The sequence below is a fragment of the Kitasatospora sp. NPDC094015 genome (assembly GCF_040304075.1).
Taxonomy (GTDB): Bacteria; Actinomycetota; Actinomycetes; order Streptomycetales; family Streptomycetaceae; genus Kitasatospora.
The window spans coordinates 21,962-39,410 of sequence record NZ_JBEOUL010000021.1 but is presented as its reverse complement, the minus strand read 5'-3'; the positions used below and the strand labels follow the sequence as shown (position 1 = coordinate 39,410).

The window sequence follows — 17,449 nt, the reverse complement described above, 5'->3', positions numbered from 1 at the left end:
CGGGAGACTGGAGGCGTTGCTCGGGGACGGTCGTTCGGGACACGAACAGCGGGATGGGCATGGGTTCTCAGGACGAGGGCGCCCCCGGCGCCGGCCGGCTGCTCGCCGGCCGCTACCTGCTGGGGGAGCAGCTCGGGCGCGGCGGGATGGGCACGGTCCGGGTCGCCCGGGACACCAAGCTGGGCCGCCTGGTCGCGGTCAAGGAGCTGACCGTCACCGGCCTGCCCCCGGGCGAGCTCGCCACCCTCGGCTCCCGGATGCAGCAGGAGGCCCGGGCGGCCGCGAAGATCGGGCACCGCGGCGTGATCACGGTCTACGACGTGCTGGAGGAGGACGGCCGGCCGTGGATCGTGATGGAGCTGATCGAGGGCCGCTCGCTGGCCGAGGTGATCCGCTCCGAGGGCACCCTGCTGCCCCGGGACGCCGCCCGGATCGGCGAGCAGGTGCTGTCCGCGCTCGACCAGGCGCACCGGCAGGGCGTGGTGCACCGGGACGTCAAACCGGCCAACGTCCTGCTGGAGCGCGGCGGGCGGGCGGTCCTCACCGACTTCGGCATCGCCCTGCTGGAGGGCTCGCCCGGGCTCACCCGGACCGGTGATTTCGTGGGCTCGCCGGACTTCATCGCGCCCGAGCGGATCACCGGCAACCGGCCCGGCCCCGAGTCCGACCTGTGGTCGCTGGGGGCGACGCTGTACGCGGCCGTGGACGGGCAGTCGCCGTTCCACCGGACCAGCAGCATGGCCACCCTCCAGGCGGTGATCGCCGACCCCGTCCCGGAGTCGCGCAACGCCGGTGCGCTGGGCCCGGTCATCGAGGCGCTGCTGCGCAAGGAACCGACCGAGCGGCCGAGCGCGGCGCAGGCGCTGGCGATGCTGGCCGAGGTCGGCGGCGGCACCGGGCGCACGGTGGGGAATCCGTTCGCCGACCGGACCCCGTTCGCCGGGCAGCCGCCGACCGCCGGCCCGACCCGGACCGGGGCCACCCCGCCGACCCTGCGGGCCACCCCGCCGACCCCGCCGCCGGGCGCACCCGGACCGCCCGCGCCACCGGGCCCCGGGCCGGGCGGCGGCGGCCACCGCCGGCGGACCGCGCTGATCGCGGCCGGGACGGTGCTGGGCGCGCTGCTCGCCGGGGGCGTGGCGTACGCGGTGGTCAGCAGCACCGAAGGGGACGGCGGGAGCGCGGGGGCGAGCCCCGCCGTCACCGCGGCGACCGGACCGGCCACCCCGTCCGTCACCAGCGCCCGGCCGAGCCCGACCCCGAGCACCCCGCACGCGAGCACGGCGAGCAGTCCGGCCGGCACGTCCGCCACCAGTGCCCCGCCGAGCCCGACCCCGAGCAGCCCGACCGGCAGCACCCCGCAGAGCAGCCCGGCCACCGGCCCCACGAGCCCGTCCGCGCCGTCCTCACCGGGCGGCAGCCTGCCGCCGGCCCCGGCCGGCTACCGCTGGGTCGAGGACCCGGCGGGCTTCCTGGCCACCGTCCCGCAGGGCTGGACCCGCACCGAGAGCGCCGGCGGCGTCGACTACTCGCCCGACGGCGGCGCCCACCTGCTCCGCTTCACCGTCACGCCGGCGGCGGGCGCCGCCCCCGAGGCGCAGCTGCGGGAGCTGGAGCAGTCCGCCGCGGAGCAGCCCGACTACACCCGGATCGCCCTGCGGCCCGACCCCTTCGACGGCAACCCCGGCGCCCGCTGGGAGTACACCTGGACCGCCCCCGACGGCACCGGGCAGCACGCGGCCGTGCAGGCCTTCGTCACCCCGGACGGCACCGCCTACACGGTCTCCCAGAGCGCCCCGGCCGACGACTGGCCCACCGCCCAGCAGCAGCTCGCCACGGTGCTGCGCACCTTCCGCCCGGCCTGACACCCCGGCGCCCCGCCGGTGCGGGCAACGGCCGAGGGCCGGACCCCTGGGTGGGGTCCGGCCCTCGGCCGTCGTCAGGTGCCGCGGATCAGGCGTCGCCGCCGGCCGCGCCCGGGTCGGCCGCCGCCACGTCCAGCAGCTGGTAGCGGTCGATGGCCGCCTTCAGCAGGCTGCGGTCGATCTTGCCCTCCTTGGCGAGCTCGGTGAGCACGCCGAGGACCACCGACTGGGCGTCGATGTGGAAGAAGCGACGGGCCGCGCCGCGGGTGTCGGCGAAGCCGAAGCCGTCCGCACCCAGCGACTGGTACTGCCCCGGCACCCAGCGGGAGATCTGGTCCGGCACCGCGCGCATCCAGTCGGAGACGGCGACGAACGGGCCCTCGGCGCCCTGGAGCTTCTGCGTCACGTACGGGACGCGCTGCGGCTCCTCGGGGTGCAGCAGGTTGAACTCCTCGGCCTCCACCGCGTCGCGGCGCAGCTCGTTCCAGGAGGTCGCCGACCAGACGTCGGCCTTGACGTTCCACTCCTCGGCGAGGATGCGCTGGGCCTCCAGGGCCCACGGCACCGCCACGCCGGAGGCGAGGATCTGGGCCGGGATCTGGCCCGCGGTGGCCGGCGCGTACCGGTGCAGACCCTTGAGGATGCCCTCGACGTCGACGTTCTCCGGCTCGGCCGGCATCTTGATCGGCTCGTTGTAGACCGTCATGTAGTAGAAGACGTCCTCGCCGTGCGGGTGCGCCGCCGACGAGCCGTACATCCGCCGCAGACCGTCCTGGACGATGTGCGCGATCTCGAAACCGTACGCCGGGTCGTAGGCGACCACGCCGGGGTTGGTCGAGGCCAGCAGGTGCGAGTGGCCGTCCGCGTGCTGCAGGCCCTCGCCGGTCAGCGTGGTGCGGCCGGCGGTCGCGCCGATCACGAAACCGCGGGCCAGCTGGTCGGCCATCTGCCAGAACTGGTCACCGGTGCGCTGGAACCCGAACATCGAGTAGAAGACGTAGACCGGGATCAGCGGCTCGCCGTGCGTCGCGTACGAGGAGCCGGCGGCGATCAGCGAGGCGGTGCAGCCGGCCTCGGAGATGCCGTCGTGCAGCATCTGACCGGTCGGGGACTCCTTGTACGCCAGCAGCAGCTCGCGGTCGACCGACTCGTAGGTCTGGCCGAGCGGGTTGTAGATCTTGGCGGACGGGAACAGCGAGTCCATGCCGAAGGTGCGGTACTCGTCCGGCGCGATCGGCACGAAGCGGTTGCCGATGCCCTTGTCCCGCATCAGGTCCTTGAGCACCCGGACGAACGCCATGGTGGTGGCGATGGTCTGGTTGCCCGAACCCTTCTTGACCGCCTTGTAGGCGTCGTCGCCGGGGAGCTCCAGCTTGCGCGGCCGCACCTTGCGGGTCGGCACGTAACCGCCGAGCTCGCGCCGGCGGTCGTGCATGTACTGGATCTCCTCCGAGTCCTTGCCCGGGTGGTAGTAGGGCGGGTAGCCCTCGTCGAGCTGCTTGTCCGTGATCGGCAGGTGCAGCCGGTCGCGGAAGCGCTTGAGGTCCTCGACCGTCAGCTTCTTCATCTGGTGGGTCGCGTTGCGGCCCTCGAAGTTCGGGCCGAGCGTCCAGCCCTTGACGGTCTGGGCGAGGATGACGGTCGGCTGGCCCTTGTGCTCGCGGGCCGCCTTGTACGCCGCGTACACCTTGGCGTGGTCGTGGCCGCCGCGGCCCAGGTGCTGGATCTGCTGGTCGGTCATGTTCTCGACCATCGCGCGCAGCCGCAGGTCGCCGCCGAAGAAGTGGTCGCGGATGTACGCGCCGGTCTCGGTGGCGTAGGTCTGGAACTGGCCGTCGACCGTGGTGTTGAGCTTGTTCACCAGGACGCCGTCGCGGTCCTGCGCGAGCAGCGGGTCCCAGCTGCGGTCCCAGATCAGCTTGATCACGTTCCAGCCGGCGCCGCGGAACTGCGACTCCAGCTCCTGGATGATCTTGCCGTTGCCGCGGACCGGGCCGTCCAGGCGCTGCAGGTTGCAGTTGACCACGAAGGTCAGGTTGTCCAGGCCCTCGCGGGCCGCCAGCGAGAGCTGGCCGAGCGACTCGGGCTCGTCCATCTCGCCGTCGCCGAGGAAGGCGTAGACCTGCGACTCGGAGGTGTCCTTGATGCCGCGGTGCTCCAGGTAGCGGTTCATCCGGGCCTGGTAGATCGCGCCGAGCGGGCCGAGGCCCATCGAGACGGTCGGGAACTCCCAGAAGTCCGGCATCAGCCGCGGGTGCGGGTAGCTGGAGAGGCCGTACGGCGCCTTCGACTTCTCCTGCCGGAAGGCGTCGAGCTGCTGCTCGCTGAGCCGGTCCAGCAGGAACGCGCGGGCGTAGATGCCGGGGGAGGCGTGGCCCTGGAAGAAGATCTGGTCGCCGGACTCGCCCTCGGCGTCCTTGCCCCGGAAGAAGTAGTTGAAGCCCACGTCGTAGAGCGACGCGGAGGAGGCGAAGGTGGCGATGTGGCCGCCGACGCCGATGCCGGGACGCTGCGCCCGGGAGACCATCACGGCCGCGTTCCAGCGGGTCGCGTTCAGGACCTTGCGTTCGATCTCCTCGTTGCCGGGGAAGAACGGTTCGTCCTTGGTGGCGATGGTGTTGACGTAGTCCGTGCTGCGCATCTCGGGCACGGCGACACGCTTCTCGCGGGCGCGCTCGATCAGCCGCAGCATCAGGTAGCGGGCACGCTCGCGCCCCCGCTCGTCGATGGCAGCGTCAAGCGACTCCAGCCATTCCGCGGTCTCCTCGGGATCGAAGTCCGGGACCTGACTCGGAAGGCCGCCAATGATGATCGGGTTGCGATCGGATCCGGAAGCCACGCTGTTCCTTCACTGTCGGTCGAAACTGAGGTGTGTCGCGCCGCCTCCATCGTGTACCGCGACTCGGAGATCCGTCATCTCTACCGATCGGTAACCGTTCCGCCTGTTGGGCGGGCCGGTCAGGAAGCGTGCGGCGCGGGGCTTCATTGCCTCCGCCGCGCACCCCCGGGGGTTACGAAGAGGTGGTCCGACCTGGTTACCCGGGCCACCCGATAGGCGGGCGGTCAGGGTGAGGGCCAACAGGAGACTCTACGCCCGCATGGGCGAGTCCCCCGAATGCCGTTCGTATCTCGGTCAGCTGTACGGCATGAGACCCAGGACCTGGGGAAGCATCCTCGGGGAGGATGGGAAAGGGCAAATCGGTGTGATTCACGCCACCCGGAGCGGCGTGTCCCCCCGCGACACGTCAACCTTTGGGTGGGATCGGGGGTCGGGTACTTGCGCGAACCGCCGGTCCCGTGTGGACTACGGCCACAGCCTCGGCATGGATGCCGAGCCGAATACTGGAGGTTATTCCCGTGAGCGCGACCGCGGACCCCGCGGACAAGTCCAACCCGGCACTGCGTTTCGGCTTCGAAGAGGGCCAGATCGTCCAGGAGCTCGGGTACGACGATGACAGTGACCAGAAGCTCCGCGAGGGCATCGAGGACATCACTGGTACGGAGCTCGTCGACGAGGACTACGACGACGTCGCAGACGCCGTCCTGCTGTGGCACCGCGAGGAGGACGGGGATCTCACCGACGCCCTGGTCGACGCGCTGGAGTACCTGGCGGAGGGCGGCCTGGTGTGGCTGCTGACCCCGAAGACGGGACGCGAGGGCCACATCGAGGCCTCCGACATCGCGGACGCCGCCCGGACCGCCGGACTCTCCCAGACCAGCTCGGTGGCGGTCGCCAAGGAGTGGGCCGGCACCCGGCTCGCCACCCCGAAGGCCTCGCGCACCGGCAAGCGCTAGTCCGACCGCGTCCCCGACGCCTTCCCGGGCCCCGCTGGAGCTTCCTCCAGCGGGGCCCGGCCGTTTGGGCGCGACGCGCTGGAGGACCCGCCGGGGGCACTGTTCACCCAGGGCGAAACCGGCCCCTTGTCAGCCGGAAGCCATCACTCGTTCGGCGTAACCACCCCGATCGGATGCAAGGATGCCCCTGTCCCGCGCGGCACACCGAGGGCCGCGGCACCCCAGAGGAAGGTCCCACCATGGCCATCGAGGTCGGCACCCAGGCTCCGGACTTCGAGCTGAAGAACCAGCACGGCGAGTCGGTCAAGCTCTCCGACTTCCGGGGCGAGAAGAACGTCGTCCTGGTGTTCTACCCGTTCGCCTTCACCGGGGTCTGCACCGGCGAGGTCTGCGCGATCCAGAAGGAGCTCCCGCGCCTGCAGAACGACGAGGTCCAGGTGCTCGCGGTCTCCAACGACTCGCCGTTCACCCTCCGGGTCTTCGCCGAGCAGGAGGGCCTGGAGTACCCGCTGCTGTCGGACTTCTGGCCGCACGGCGAGGTCTCCCGCGCCTACGGCGTCTTCAACGAGGAGAAGGGCTGCGCGGTGCGCGGCACCTTCGTGATCGACAAGGAGGGCGCGGTGCGCTGGTCGATCGTGAACGGCCTGCCGGACGCCCGGGACGAGCAGGAGTACCTGAAGGTGCTCGGCGCGCTCTGAGCCGCCGCACCCGGTGGGTCCCGCGGTCCGGCGCGCGCCAGTTCGAGGCGCGCCGGGCCGACTCGCCGCCGGCGGGGGAACCCGGCACTACGATCGGGCCGTTGGCAGGACAGGCGCCCCTCCGCCGGGCGGGCGTCGGGAAACCGCACCACCGGGGGCACGACCTGTGCCTCCCGATCCCTGGAGGCAGCACGTGGGTGTCAGTCTGAGCAAGGGTGGCAACGTCTCGCTCACCAAGGAGGCCCCCGGCCTGACCGCCGTGGTCGTCGGCCTGGGCTGGGACGTCCGCACCACCACCGGCAGCGGCTTCGACCTGGACGCCAGCGCCCTGCTCTGCGACGAGCAGGGCAAGGTCCGCTCCGACGCCGACTTCATCTTCTTCAACAACCTCAAGAGCGCCGACGGCTCGGTCGAGCACACCGGCGACAACCTCACCGGTGAGGGCGAGGGCGACGACGAGCAGATCAAGGTCGACCTGGCCGGGGTCCCGGCGGACATCGCCAAGATCGTCTTCCCGGTGTCGATCTACGACGCGGAGAACCGGCAGCAGAGCTTCGGCCAGGTCCGCAACGCCTTCATCCGGGTGCTGAACCAGGCCGGCGGCGCCGAGATCGCCCGCTACGACCTGAGCGAGGACGCCTCCACCGAGACCGCGATGGTCTTCGGCGAGCTGTACCGCAACGGCGCGGAGTGGAAGTTCCGCGCGATCGGTCAGGGTTACGCCTCCGGGCTGCGCGGGATCGCCCAGGACTTCGGGGTGAATGTCTGATCCGGGGCGGCGGTTGACTAAACTGCACGGCCGGGGCCGGCGGGAGCGAGTGCGCTCCCGCCGGCCCCGAGTGCTTCCCCGGCCCGCCGACGGGCAGGGGAGTTCAGGAAGTTCAGGCGGTCGGGCAGCACTGCGCGGGCGGTGGTGGGCGTAGACCTTTGGGGTGCGCCGGCCGCGTCCTCGTGCGGCGGCCGGCCGGACCCCGTGGACACGGAGCCCCGAAGTGCGGGGGGACTAGGGAGGAAGTACATGAGCGTCACGCTCGCCAAGGGCGGCAACGTCTCGCTGACCAAGGCCGCGCCGAACCTGACCCAGGTGCAGATCGGCCTCGGCTGGGACGCCCGCTCGACCACCGGGGCGGCCTTCGACCTCGACGCGAGTGCGCTGCTCTGCTCCGGCGGCAAGGTGCTCGGCGACGAGTACTTCGTCTTCTACAACAACCTGAAGAGCCCCGAGGGCTCGGTCGAGCACCAGGGTGACAACCTCACCGGTGACGGCGACGGCGACGACGAGGTGGTGCAGGTCTTCCTCGACCTGGTGCCGGCCCAGGTCGACAAGGTCGTCTTCGCGGTCTCCATCTACGACGCCGAGACCCGGGCGCAGAGCTTCGGCCAGGTCAACAACGCCTACATCCGGGTGGTGAACCTCGCCGACGGCGCCGAGATCGCGCGCTACGACCTGAGCGAGGACGCCTCCACCGAGACGGCGATGATCTTCGGTGAGCTGTACCGCTACCAGGGCGAGTGGAAGTTCCGCGCGGTGGGCCAGGGTTACGCCTCCGGCCTGCGCGGCATCGTCCAGGACTTCGGCGTGAACGTGTCGTAGGGCGCTCCGCGCCTGCGCACCCGGCGGGCGGGCGGTCCGGGCCGTACGGTCCGGGCGGCCCCGCCCTGCCTGAAACCAACAGATTCGAAAGGTAACTGACTCCCGTGTTCCTCCGCACATTCGGATGGTCCTTCGCCATCACGATCGCCGGCCTGGTGGCGGCCGGCCTGATCTGGGGGGCCGAAGGATTCGGCGTGGTGCTGATCCTCTCGGTCCTCGAGATCTCCCTCTCGTTCGACAACGCGGTCGTCAACGCCACCGTCCTGAAGCGGATGAACCCCTTCTGGCAGAAGATCTTCCTCACCGTCGGCGTGCTGATCGCCGTCTTCGGCATGCGGCTGATCTTCCCGCTGCTGGTGGTCGGCCTGACGGCGCACCTCAACCCGGGCACCGTCATCGAGTTGGCGCTCGACTCCAGCAAGACGTACGACGGCATGACGTACGCGCAGTACCTGGAGGCCGCCAACCCGGCGATCGCCGCCTTCGGTGGCATCTTCCTGCTGATGATCTTCCTCGACTTCATCTTCGAGGAGAAGGACTTCAACTGGCTGCGCTGGCTGGAGAAGCCGCTGGAGAAGATCGGCAAGCTGGACGCCCTCTCCTCGGTCATCGCCCTGGTGGTGCTGGCCGTCTCCTCCCGCCTGTTCGCCGCCGAGCACGCCGAGACGGTGCTGCTGGCCGGCCTGATGGGCCTGGCCACCTACCTCGCGGTGAACGGCCTGTCCGGGGTCTTCGAGTCCGGCCTGGAGGCCCAGGAGGAGGAAGAGGAGGCCGCCGAGAAGACCGGCAAGTCGCTGGTGCAGGTCGGTGGCAAGGCCGCCTTCTTCCTGTTCCTGTACCTGGAGGTCCTCGACGCCTCGTTCTCCTTCGACGGCGTGGTCGGCGCGTTCGCCATCTCCCAGGACATCTTCATGATCACCCTGGGTCTGGGCATCGGCGCGATGTACATCCGCTCGCTGACCGTCTACCTGGTCCGCAAGGGCACCCTGGACGACTACGTCTACCTGGAGCACGGCGCGCACTACGCGATCGGCGCGCTGGCGCTGATCCTGCTGGTGAGCATCGAGTACCACATCCCGGAGATCGTCACCGGCCTGATCGGTGTCGCCTTCATCGGGGCGGCACTGCTCTCCTCGATCGTGCGCAACAAGCGTGAGGCGGCGCTGGAGGAGTCCCCGGCCGGCTGACCCGGCCGGCCCCCGCGGCCGTACGACGAAGGTCCCCCGCACACCGCGTGCGGGGGACCTTCGTCGTACGGCGGGCCGGCCACCGGCCGGCCGTGGGCCCGGGGCTCAGCCGAGCTGCTGCTCGATCGCGCGCAGCTTGCGCTCCAGCGAGTCCAGCTTGGGCATCGCCAGGGTGTCGTCGTCGGCCGTCAGATCGATCGAGCCGTACGAGGAGGAACCCAGGTAGGAGTCCGAGGAGTACGGGTTGTCGCCCAGCGGGGCGGACGAGGAACCCACGGCCGCGCGGGGGCGGCGGCCCGCCGAGAGCGCGGCGGGTTCGAGGGCGGAGGGGCCGGTCGGGTCCTCCTGGGCTAGAGCAGGCTCCGTAGCGGGCTGGCCGTCGCTGCCGACCGGCAGCGCCGGCACCTGGCGGCCGCCGCGGGCCCGGGAGAGCACGCCGCCCTGGCGGGCGATCGCCTTCAGCTCGGCCCGCTCGCGGCGGTCGGCGCTGCGGGCGCGCACCTTGGCGTCCAGCTTGGCCTGGCGGTCCTCGCGGACCTCCTCGACCGCCTCGTCCAGGCTGCGGACGTTCTCCAGCAGCATCAGCGACCAGGCCGCGTACGTCTCGCGCGGCGCGCGCAGCCAGCGCACGATCCGGATCTGCGGCAGCGGACGCGGGATCAGGCCCTGCTCGCGCAGCGCGGCGCGGCGGGTCTGCTTGAGCGCCCGGTCGAACAGCACGGCCGCCGAGATCGACATGCCGGCGAAGAACTGCGGCGCACCGTCGTGCATCCCGCCGCGCGGGGCGTGCACCCAGTTGAACCAGGCCGAGGCGACGGCGAACAGCCAGACCAGCAGGCGGGAGCCGAGCGCGGCGTCACCGTGGCTGGCCTCGCGGACGGCGAGCACCGAGCAGAACATCGCCGCGCCGTCCAGGCCGAACGGCACCAGGTACTCCCAGCCGCCGGACAGGTTCAGGTTCTGCTGGCCGAAGCCCACCAGGCCGTGGAACGAGAGCGCCGCGGCCACGCCGGCGCAGCAGAACAGCAGCACGTACGAGGCGCCGCCGTAGATCGCCTCCTTGCGCCGGCGGCGCTCCTCGCTGCGCTCCCAGGAGTCGCTGTTCTCGTCGGCGCCGTTGTTCTTGAACCGCAGGAAGGCCACCAGGATGGCGGTGAACAGCAAGGCTGCGCCGCCTACCACGGCCCAGACCAACTGTATGGAGGAGAAGTTCATCGCGGGGAGGGCCTCGGCTTTCGCAGGGCAGGAGAGAGATCTTCGCGGTCGGGCACAGGGGACGGATCCCGCCGGGGGAGGCGAGTCTGACGACACGTCGCGCCGTCGGGGACATGACGAACGGGACACCTGTGCGGCTAGACGATATCGCGTCCGAGGGTGCGGCATGTTACGGGAGTGGGGATCCTTCTGCCACCACGACCCGTACACGTCCATGACGTTGACTCACCGGCCGGAAGTGGGTATGGCCCTGACGGCCCGGTACGGGCACGATGGGAGGGCCGGCCGCGGGATCATGGGCATGGTCGGATCGGACTGGCTCTGGGGGAGGACGCGATGGTCTCGGTGTGGGAGTTCCTGAAGGGCGATCGGAACAGTGTGGACGCCGGGGGGCAGTTCAAGATCACTCTCACCAAGTCCCGCCCGCAGCACGCCATCACCGGATCCGCCGCCACCACCGGCTACCTCTACGTCAACCTGCACTGGGCCGCGCGGACGGCGGACGGCCCGGCCGGCGGCGGCTCGCTGCGCCGCTTCCTCGACCCGCGGATCCTGCGCCCGCTGGCGCCCGAGTCGTTCAACCGGCCGCAACTCAACGTCGACCTCGACCTCGCCTGCCTGTACGAACTCGCCGACGGCACCCGGGGCGTGGTGCAGCCGCTCGGCCAGCTCTTCGGCGACCTGAACCGGCCGCCGTACATCAAGCTGAGCGGTGACGACGTCTACGGTGCCCCCTCCGGCGAGACGATGTACATCAACCTGGAGAAGAAGGACCAGTTCAAGCGGCTGCTGATCTTCGTCTACATCTACGACGACACCCCGGCCTTCGACCGCACCCACGCCACCGTGACGATCGTGCCGCAGAGCGGTCCCCGGCTGGAGATCAAGCTGGACGAGCGGGCCCCGGCGGCCCGCTCCTGCGCGGTGGTGCTGATCGAGAACTCCGGGGACGGCCAGCTGACGGTCCGCCGCGAGGTCCGCTACGTGCACGGTTTCCAGTCCGACCTGGACCGGCTGTACGGCTTCGGGATGCAGTGGCAGCGCGGCTACAAGGACGGGCCGCAGCCTCCCGGCGTGTGACCGGCGGGCGGCTCCGGCCCCGCCGGCGGCGTCAGCGGGGCTGGAACTGCGGGCCCTGCGGGGGCAGCGCGAAACCGCCCGGCTGCTGCGGCTGGCGCTGCAACTGGACCGGCGGCGGTTGCGGCGGTGCGACGGGCTGCTGCGGGTGGGCGTACCCGGTGGGCTGCTGCTGCTGCTGCGGGTAGCCGTAGCCGGTGGGCTGCGGCTGCTGCGGCGGGTACCCGTAGCCGTACCCGGTGGGCTGCGGCTGGGGCTGCTGGGGCGGGTAGCCGTAGCCGGCCGGCGGGACGCTCGGCGGCGGCGGGGTCGAGCGCGGCGGGCCCGGCGGGGTGCTGGGCGGGGTGCTCGGCGGCGTGCTGGGGGGCGGCGGCGGATCGAGCGGCGCGGCCGGGGTGGCCGGCGCCAGCGTGTAGGTGTCCGGCTCCTCGGCCGGGCGGGCCGGGTGCTGGTCCTCCGGGAGGCGCTGGAGCTGGGCGCCGCCGGTGGAGTCGGCGCCCAGGGCGCCGGCCGCGTCCTCGTCCTCGACCGCGATGCCGTACTCGGTGGCGAGACCGCCGAGGCCGGTGGTGTAGCCCTGCCCGATGGCCCGGAACTTCCAGCCGCCGTCGCGCCGGTACAGCTCGGCCGCGACCAGCGCGGTGACCTCGCCGGTGCCGGTGATGGTGAACTCCGCCAGCGGGTCGGCCGGCTCGCCCGCCGCCAGGTCGTACAGCAGCACCCGCAGGCCGCTCACCGCGGGGAACGCGCCGCCCTCGGCGGAGCCGGCCACCACCACCCGGTCGACCGCGGCCGGCAGCTTGGCCAGGTCGACCTCCAGCGCGTCCCAGACCTCGGTGCCGGAGTCGGAACCCTGCTTGGCCCGGTGGCGGACCAGGCCGGACGGGTGCCGGGGCTGGTTGTAGAAGACGAAGTCGGCGTCCGAACGGACCTTGCCGTCGGTGCCGAGCAGCAGCGCCGAGGCGTCCACGTCGGGGGAGCCGGGCGTGGCGGTCCAGCGCAGCACGGCGCGGACGGCGGCGGCCGTCAGCGGAATGTTGGCGCCCTTCGCCATCACATGCGTCATAGCGCACCATCCTGCCCGTTCGCGACCGGTTCGGACAATGCGCCTCCCCTGGCGCTCCCGTTCCGCGCCGACCCCGGCCGGGTACCGGCGGGCGCGCGTTGTGTGAAGCGGATGGCAACCTTCCGAGAATTCGATGTTTCACGGCTTCGCCTGGCCGGATCTGTCCGTACGATAAGCGCCCAACGGCTCCGGCCTCCCACCCTTCCGAAGCGCCGGCCCGGCGCGCGCAGGGATCATGGGCTGCGGCGGGACCGGGCGAACCATTCGCCCGGCCCATCCGTCCAACTGTTGAGCCACCACTCACCCCGCCACCCGGCGGGCCGCAACCCGTTCCAGGGGAGGGCACTTTGCGCCACTTCGGTCACCTCGCGGAGGACGTCCGCAGCCGGCTCTTCCTCCGGGAGCCCGCCGCCTTCGACCGCGGCAGCGAGGCCGCCGTGCTGGCCACGGCCCTGGGCGCCACCCTCTACAGCCCGGCCACCCGCACCACGCTGGCGGCCGACATCCGCAAGCAGGCCGCCCGGGGCGTGGTCTCCATGGTGCTCTGCCTGGAGGACGCGATAGCCGACCACGAGGTGCCCGCCGCCGAGGCCAACCTGGTGGTCCAGCTCGCCGAACTGGCCGACGACCCCTCCCAGCAGCTCCCGCTGCTCTTCGTACGGGTGCGCGCCGCCCACCAGATCACCGACCTGGTCGGCCGGCTCGGGCCCGCCGTCGCGCTGCTCACCGGCTTCGTGGTGCCCAAGTTCACCGAGGACGGCGGCGGCGCCTTCCTGGAGGCACTGACCGCCGCGGAGGCCGCCTGCGGGCAGCGGCTGTTCGCCATGCCGGTGCTGGAGTCGCCCGAGCTGGCCCACCTGGAGAGCCGCCGCGACACCCTGTCCGGGGTGGCCCGCCTGCTGGAGAAGCACCGCGAGCGGATCCTCGCCGTCCGCCTCGGCGTGACCGACCTGTGTTCCGCCTACGGGCTGCGCCGCTCGCCCGACCTGACCGCCTACGACGTGGCGCTGGTCGCCGGCGTGATCGGCGACGTGGTGAACGTCCTCGGCCGGGCCGACGGCAGCGGCTACACCATCACCGGCCCGGTCTGGGAGTACTTCCCGGTCCAGGAGCGGATCTTCAAGCCGCAGCTGCGCCGCACCCCGTTCGCCGAGGCGCACCCGCCCGCGGAGGGCCTGCGCCAGCAGATCATCGAGCACGACCTGGACGGCCTGATCCGGGAGATCGAGCTGGACCGCGCCAACGGCCTGCTCGGCAAGACCTGCATCCACCCCAGCCACGTGCCGGCCGTGCACGCGCTGTCCGTGGTCACCCACGAGGAGTACTCCGACGCCCAGGACATCCTGGCGCAGAGCCGCGGCGGCGGCGGGGTCCTCCGTTCGGCGTACACCAACAAGATGAACGAGGCCAAGCCGCACCGGGCCTGGGCCGAGCGGGTGCTGCTGCGGGCGGAGGTGTTCGGCGTCGCCCGCGAGGAGGTCAGCTTCGCCGAACTGCTCAGCGCCTGCCTCTGCCCCTGACCAGCACCGGGGCCCGACCCCGAGGCCGTACGCTCGTTCGAACCGCACCACCGTGCGGGCACCACCGAAAGCAGGAGTCTTGACAGCACAGCACGCCGAACCGGCGCCCTGGACCGGCCAGTGGGTCACCGACCGGCTGGACCTGCGGCTCACCGGCTCCCCCGAGCTGCCCGCCCTGATCGGCCTCGCCCTGCGCAAGAACCCGCGCCGGGCCCACCTGCTGGTCTCCGGGGTGCTCGGCAAGCACGTCCCGCAGCGACCCGCCGTGGTGCACGGCACCGGCCTGGAGCTCGGCCGCCGGGTCCGCGAGCTGCTCGGCCCCGAGGCCGCCGCGCGCGCCGTGGTGCTCGGCTACGCGGAGACCGCGACCGCGCTCGGCCACAGCGTCGCCGACGGCCTGGACGCCCCCTACCTGCACTCCACCCGCCGGCCGGTGGCCGGGGTGGCGCCGGTCGGCGGCTTCGAGGAGGAGCACTCGCACGCCACCTCCCACCTGCTGCTGCCCGAGGACTCGCGACTGCTCGCCGGGGACGGGCCGCTGGTCCTGGTCGACGACGAGTTCTCCACCGGCAACACCGTGCTGAACACCGTCCGGGCGCTGCACGCCACCCACCCGCGCGCCCACTACGTGGTGGTCGCCCTGGTCGACCTGCGCACCGGGGCCGACCGCGCCCGCCTGGCCGAGGCCGCCGCCGAACTCGGCGCCCGGCTCGACCTGGTGGCCACCGCCGAGGGCGGGGTGCTGCTGCCGCCCGACGTGCTGGACCGGGCCCGGGCCCTGATCGAGGCGGCCGGGCCCGCCCCCGTCCCGCCGGCCGGTGAGGGCGCCCCCGTGCTGCGGGTCGACCTCGGCTGGCCCGCCGACCTGCCCGACGGCGGGCGGCACGGCTTCACCCCCGCCCACCGGGCCCGCCTCGAACAGGCACTGCCCGGCTGCGCCGCCGAGCTGGCCGCCCGGGTCACCGGCGAGCGGGTGCTGGTGCTCGGCTTCGAGGAGCTGATGTACGCGCCGCTGCGGCTGGCCGGCGCTCTGGCCGAGCTGCTCGGCGAGGACCGGGTCCGGTTCTCCACCACCACCCGCTCGCCGGTGCTGGCGGTGGACGACCCCGGGTACGCGATCCGCACCCGGCTGGCCTTCCCCGCCCACGACGACCCGGCCGACGGGCCGGGCGAGCGCTACGCCTACAACGTCGCCCCCGGCGACGACCCCTCCCGCCGCTTCGACAGCGTGGTCCTGGTGGTGGACGACCGGGCCGACACCCCGGCCCTGGGTCAGGGCGAGCAGGCCCTGCTGCACCAGCTGCGGCAGGTCACCGACCAGGTGGTGCTCGCCGTTCTTCCCTCGTACCGCCCCCCGACATCCCGCTGATGCCCCGCTGCGCCACCATGCAAGCTGAGCACCCCCACCGAAGGCCGGCATGATCACCGAGAACAACCTGACGAGCTCGCCGCCGCTGCACGGACCGGCGTTCTCCTCGTACCCGCCCGAGGACGTCACCTGGCTGCTCAAGGACCTCTCCGAGGTCCCGCTGGAGGCCCCGACCGAGGAGCGCGAGGAGGCCGTCCAGTCGGGCGGCGCCCACTACGCGGAGTCGCTGCCGGTCGAGTACCAGCCCAGCCCCGAGTACCAGGAGCTGTTCCAGCAGGCGCTGACCGCCTCCGCCGAGCGGATCGCGCTGGCCGTCGGCACGGTCGCCGAGACGCTGGTCCGCGAGCGCGGCCGGGAGCTGGTGCTCGCCTCGCTGGCCCGCGCCGGCACGCCGGTCGGCATCCTGATCCGCCGCTGGCTGGCCTTCGCGCACGGCATCGACGCGCCGCACTACACGATCTCCATCGTGCGCGGCCGCGGCATCGACCAGGTCGCCCTGCGCCACCTGGCCGCCCACCACGACGCCGGCCGGGTGGTCTTCGTCGACGGCTGGACCGGCAAGGGCGCGATCACCCGCGAGCTGGCCGAGGCGGTCGCCGGCACCGGCTTCGACCCGGACCTCGCGGTGCTCGCCGACCCGGGCGGCTGCGTGCGCACCTACGGCACCCGGGACGACTTCCTGATCCCCTCCGCCTGCCTCAACTCGACCGTCTCCGGCCTGATCTCGCGCACCGTGCTGCGCGAGGACCTGATCGGCCCCAACGAGTTCCACGGCGCCAAGTACTACCGCGAGCTGGGCGGCGCCGACGTCTCCCGGGCCTTCGTGGACGCCGTGGTCGAGCGCTTCGGCGCCGTCCGGGCAGCCGCCGAGGCCGCCGCGGACCGGCTCGCCACCGAGGACCGCACCCCCACCTGGGAGGGCTGGGCGGCGGTCGAGCGGATCAGCACCGAGTACGGCATCGACAGCGTCAACCTGGTCAAGCCCGGGGTCGGCGAGACCACCCGGGTGATGCTCCGCCGGGTGCCCTGGCGGGTGCTGGCCCGGCGCGGTGCCGGCGCCGACCTGGACCACGTCCGGCTGCTGGCCGAGCAGCGCGGCGTACCCGTGGAGGAGGTGGACGGGCTGCCGTACTCCTGCGTCGGCCTGATCCACCCCCGCTACACCCGGGGTGCCACCGGCGCCGACGGGACGGCAGTGCGAGCGGAGGACATCTGATGGACACCCGGTTCCTGGTGGCGAGCGACCTCGACCGCACCCTGATCTACTCCAACCGGGCGCTGGCCCTGGAGATGCCGGACCGGCTGGCCCCCCGACTGCTCGCGGTCGAGGTGCACGACGGGCGGGCGCTCTCCTTCATGACCGAGGAGGCCGCCCGGATGCTGGTCGAGCTGACCGGGCTGGCCACCTTCGTCCCCGCCACCACCCGGACCCGGGCCCAGTACGAGCGGGTCCACCTGCCCGGCCCGACCCCCGGCTGGCTCCCCGAGTACGCGATCTGCGCCAACGGCGGCCACCTGCTGGTCAACGGCGTGCCGGACGAGGACTGGCAGGCCGAGGTGCGGACCCGGCTGGACGCCTCCTGCGCCCCGCTCGCCGAGGTGGTCGAGCACCTGGCGCTCACCGCCGACCCGGAGTGGACCCACAAGCGCCGGGTCGCCGAGGACCTGTTCGCCTACCTGGTGGTCGAGCGCGCCGAGCTGCCCGAGGGCTGGCTCGCCGAGCTCACCGGCTGGGCCGAGGAGCGCGGCTGGACGGTCTCCCTCCAGGGCCGCAAGGTGTACGCCGTCCCGGCGCCGCTCAGCAAGAGCGCGGCGCTGGCCGAGGTCGAGCGGCGCACCGGCGCCGCCACCGTGCTCTCGGCCGGCGACTCGCTGCTCGACTCCGAGCTGCTGCTCGCCGCCGACCACGGCTGGCGGCCCGGCCACGGCGAGCTGGCCGAGACCGGCTGGACGGCGCCGGGCGTCACCGCGCTGGACCGGATCGGGGTGTCGGCGGGCGAGGAGATCGTGCGGCAGATCCTGGCCCGGGTGCGGGCGGGGGCTTCCGTCCGGGTCTGATCGGC

The 17,449-nt window shown here is 72.5% G+C and carries 12 protein-coding genes and 1 pseudogene; 10 read left to right on the top strand and 3 right to left on the bottom strand.

All coding sequences use genetic code 11. From position 1 onward, the window contains the following. Window positions 1-59: 59 nt before the first annotated feature. Entirely contained in the window at window positions 60-1,865 is a 1,806-nt protein-coding gene (locus ABT014_RS23265; RefSeq protein WP_350640953.1) for a protein kinase domain-containing protein, read from the top strand. 88 nt (window positions 1,866-1,953) lie between these two features. Here ABT014_RS23265 and aceE read toward each other — a convergent pair whose 3' ends face one another. Then, window positions 1,954-4,704: a pyruvate dehydrogenase (acetyl-transferring), homodimeric type gene (gene aceE / locus ABT014_RS23260; RefSeq protein ID WP_350640952.1), complete on the bottom strand. Its 2,751-nt coding sequence runs from the start codon at window positions 4,702-4,704 to the stop codon at window positions 1,954-1,956. A gap of 518 nt (window positions 4,705-5,222) precedes the next feature. Between aceE and ABT014_RS23255 the strand changes: the two genes are divergently transcribed. The 5 genes from ABT014_RS23255 (at window position 5,223) to ABT014_RS23235 (ending at window position 9,139) form a co-directional block, all read left to right on the top strand. After that, window positions 5,223-5,660, top strand: a complete 438-nt coding sequence (locus ABT014_RS23255) for a DUF3052 domain-containing protein (RefSeq protein ID WP_350640951.1) — start codon at window positions 5,223-5,225, stop codon at window positions 5,658-5,660. A gap of 239 nt (window positions 5,661-5,899) precedes the next feature. Continuing rightward, complete coding sequence (locus ABT014_RS23250; RefSeq protein WP_350640950.1) at window positions 5,900-6,358, top strand: peroxiredoxin; 459 nt, start codon at window positions 5,900-5,902, stop codon at window positions 6,356-6,358. A 193-nt stretch (window positions 6,359-6,551) separates the two neighbouring features. Further along, window positions 6,552-7,127, top strand: a complete 576-nt coding sequence (locus tag ABT014_RS23245) for a TerD family protein (protein ID WP_350640949.1) — start codon at window positions 6,552-6,554, stop codon at window positions 7,125-7,127. A gap of 249 nt (window positions 7,128-7,376) precedes the next feature. After that, window positions 7,377-7,952 carry a TerD family protein gene (locus tag ABT014_RS23240; protein WP_350640948.1) on the top strand — a complete coding sequence of 192 codons (576 nt, stop codon included), beginning with the start codon at window positions 7,377-7,379 and terminating at the stop codon, window positions 7,950-7,952. 104 nt (window positions 7,953-8,056) lie between these two features. Next, complete coding sequence (locus tag ABT014_RS23235) at window positions 8,057-9,139, top strand: DUF475 domain-containing protein (RefSeq protein ID WP_350640947.1); 1,083 nt, start codon at window positions 8,057-8,059, stop codon at window positions 9,137-9,139. A 105-nt stretch (window positions 9,140-9,244) separates the two neighbouring features. Here ABT014_RS23235 and ABT014_RS23230 read toward each other — a convergent pair whose 3' ends face one another. Then, window positions 9,245-10,354, bottom strand: a complete 1,110-nt coding sequence (locus tag ABT014_RS23230; RefSeq protein WP_350640946.1) for a DUF2637 domain-containing protein — start codon at window positions 10,352-10,354, stop codon at window positions 9,245-9,247. A 336-nt stretch (window positions 10,355-10,690) separates the two neighbouring features. Here ABT014_RS23230 and ABT014_RS23225 point away from each other — a divergent pair, with 336 nt between their 5' ends. After that, window positions 10,691-11,434, top strand: a complete 744-nt coding sequence (locus tag ABT014_RS23225; RefSeq protein ID WP_350640945.1) for a Tellurium resistance — start codon at window positions 10,691-10,693, stop codon at window positions 11,432-11,434. A gap of 31 nt (window positions 11,435-11,465) precedes the next feature. Here ABT014_RS23225 and ABT014_RS23220 read toward each other — a convergent pair whose 3' ends face one another. Continuing rightward, window positions 11,466-12,497: a TerD family protein gene (locus ABT014_RS23220; RefSeq protein WP_350640944.1), complete on the bottom strand. Its 1,032-nt coding sequence runs from the start codon at window positions 12,495-12,497 to the stop codon at window positions 11,466-11,468. Window positions 12,498-12,844: 347 nt separating this feature from the next. Here ABT014_RS23220 and ABT014_RS23215 point away from each other — a divergent pair, with 347 nt between their 5' ends. The 3 genes and pseudogenes from ABT014_RS23215 (at window position 12,845) to ABT014_RS23205 (ending at window position 17,444) form a co-directional block, all read left to right on the top strand. Next, on the top strand, window positions 12,845-14,017 hold the full coding sequence (locus ABT014_RS23215; RefSeq protein ID WP_350640943.1) for an HpcH/HpaI aldolase/citrate lyase family protein: 1,173 nt from the start codon (window positions 12,845-12,847) through the stop codon (window positions 14,015-14,017). 52 nt (window positions 14,018-14,069) lie between these two features. Beyond that, window positions 14,070-16,602 (top strand): annotated as a pseudogene (locus ABT014_RS23210) (phosphoribosyltransferase). Then, window positions 16,602-17,444: an HAD family hydrolase gene (locus ABT014_RS23205; RefSeq protein WP_350640942.1), complete on the top strand. Its 843-nt coding sequence runs from the start codon at window positions 16,602-16,604 to the stop codon at window positions 17,442-17,444. Before ABT014_RS23210 ends, ABT014_RS23205 begins: the two are co-directional and overlap by 1 nt. The last annotated feature ends 5 nt before the right edge of the window (window positions 17,445-17,449 follow it).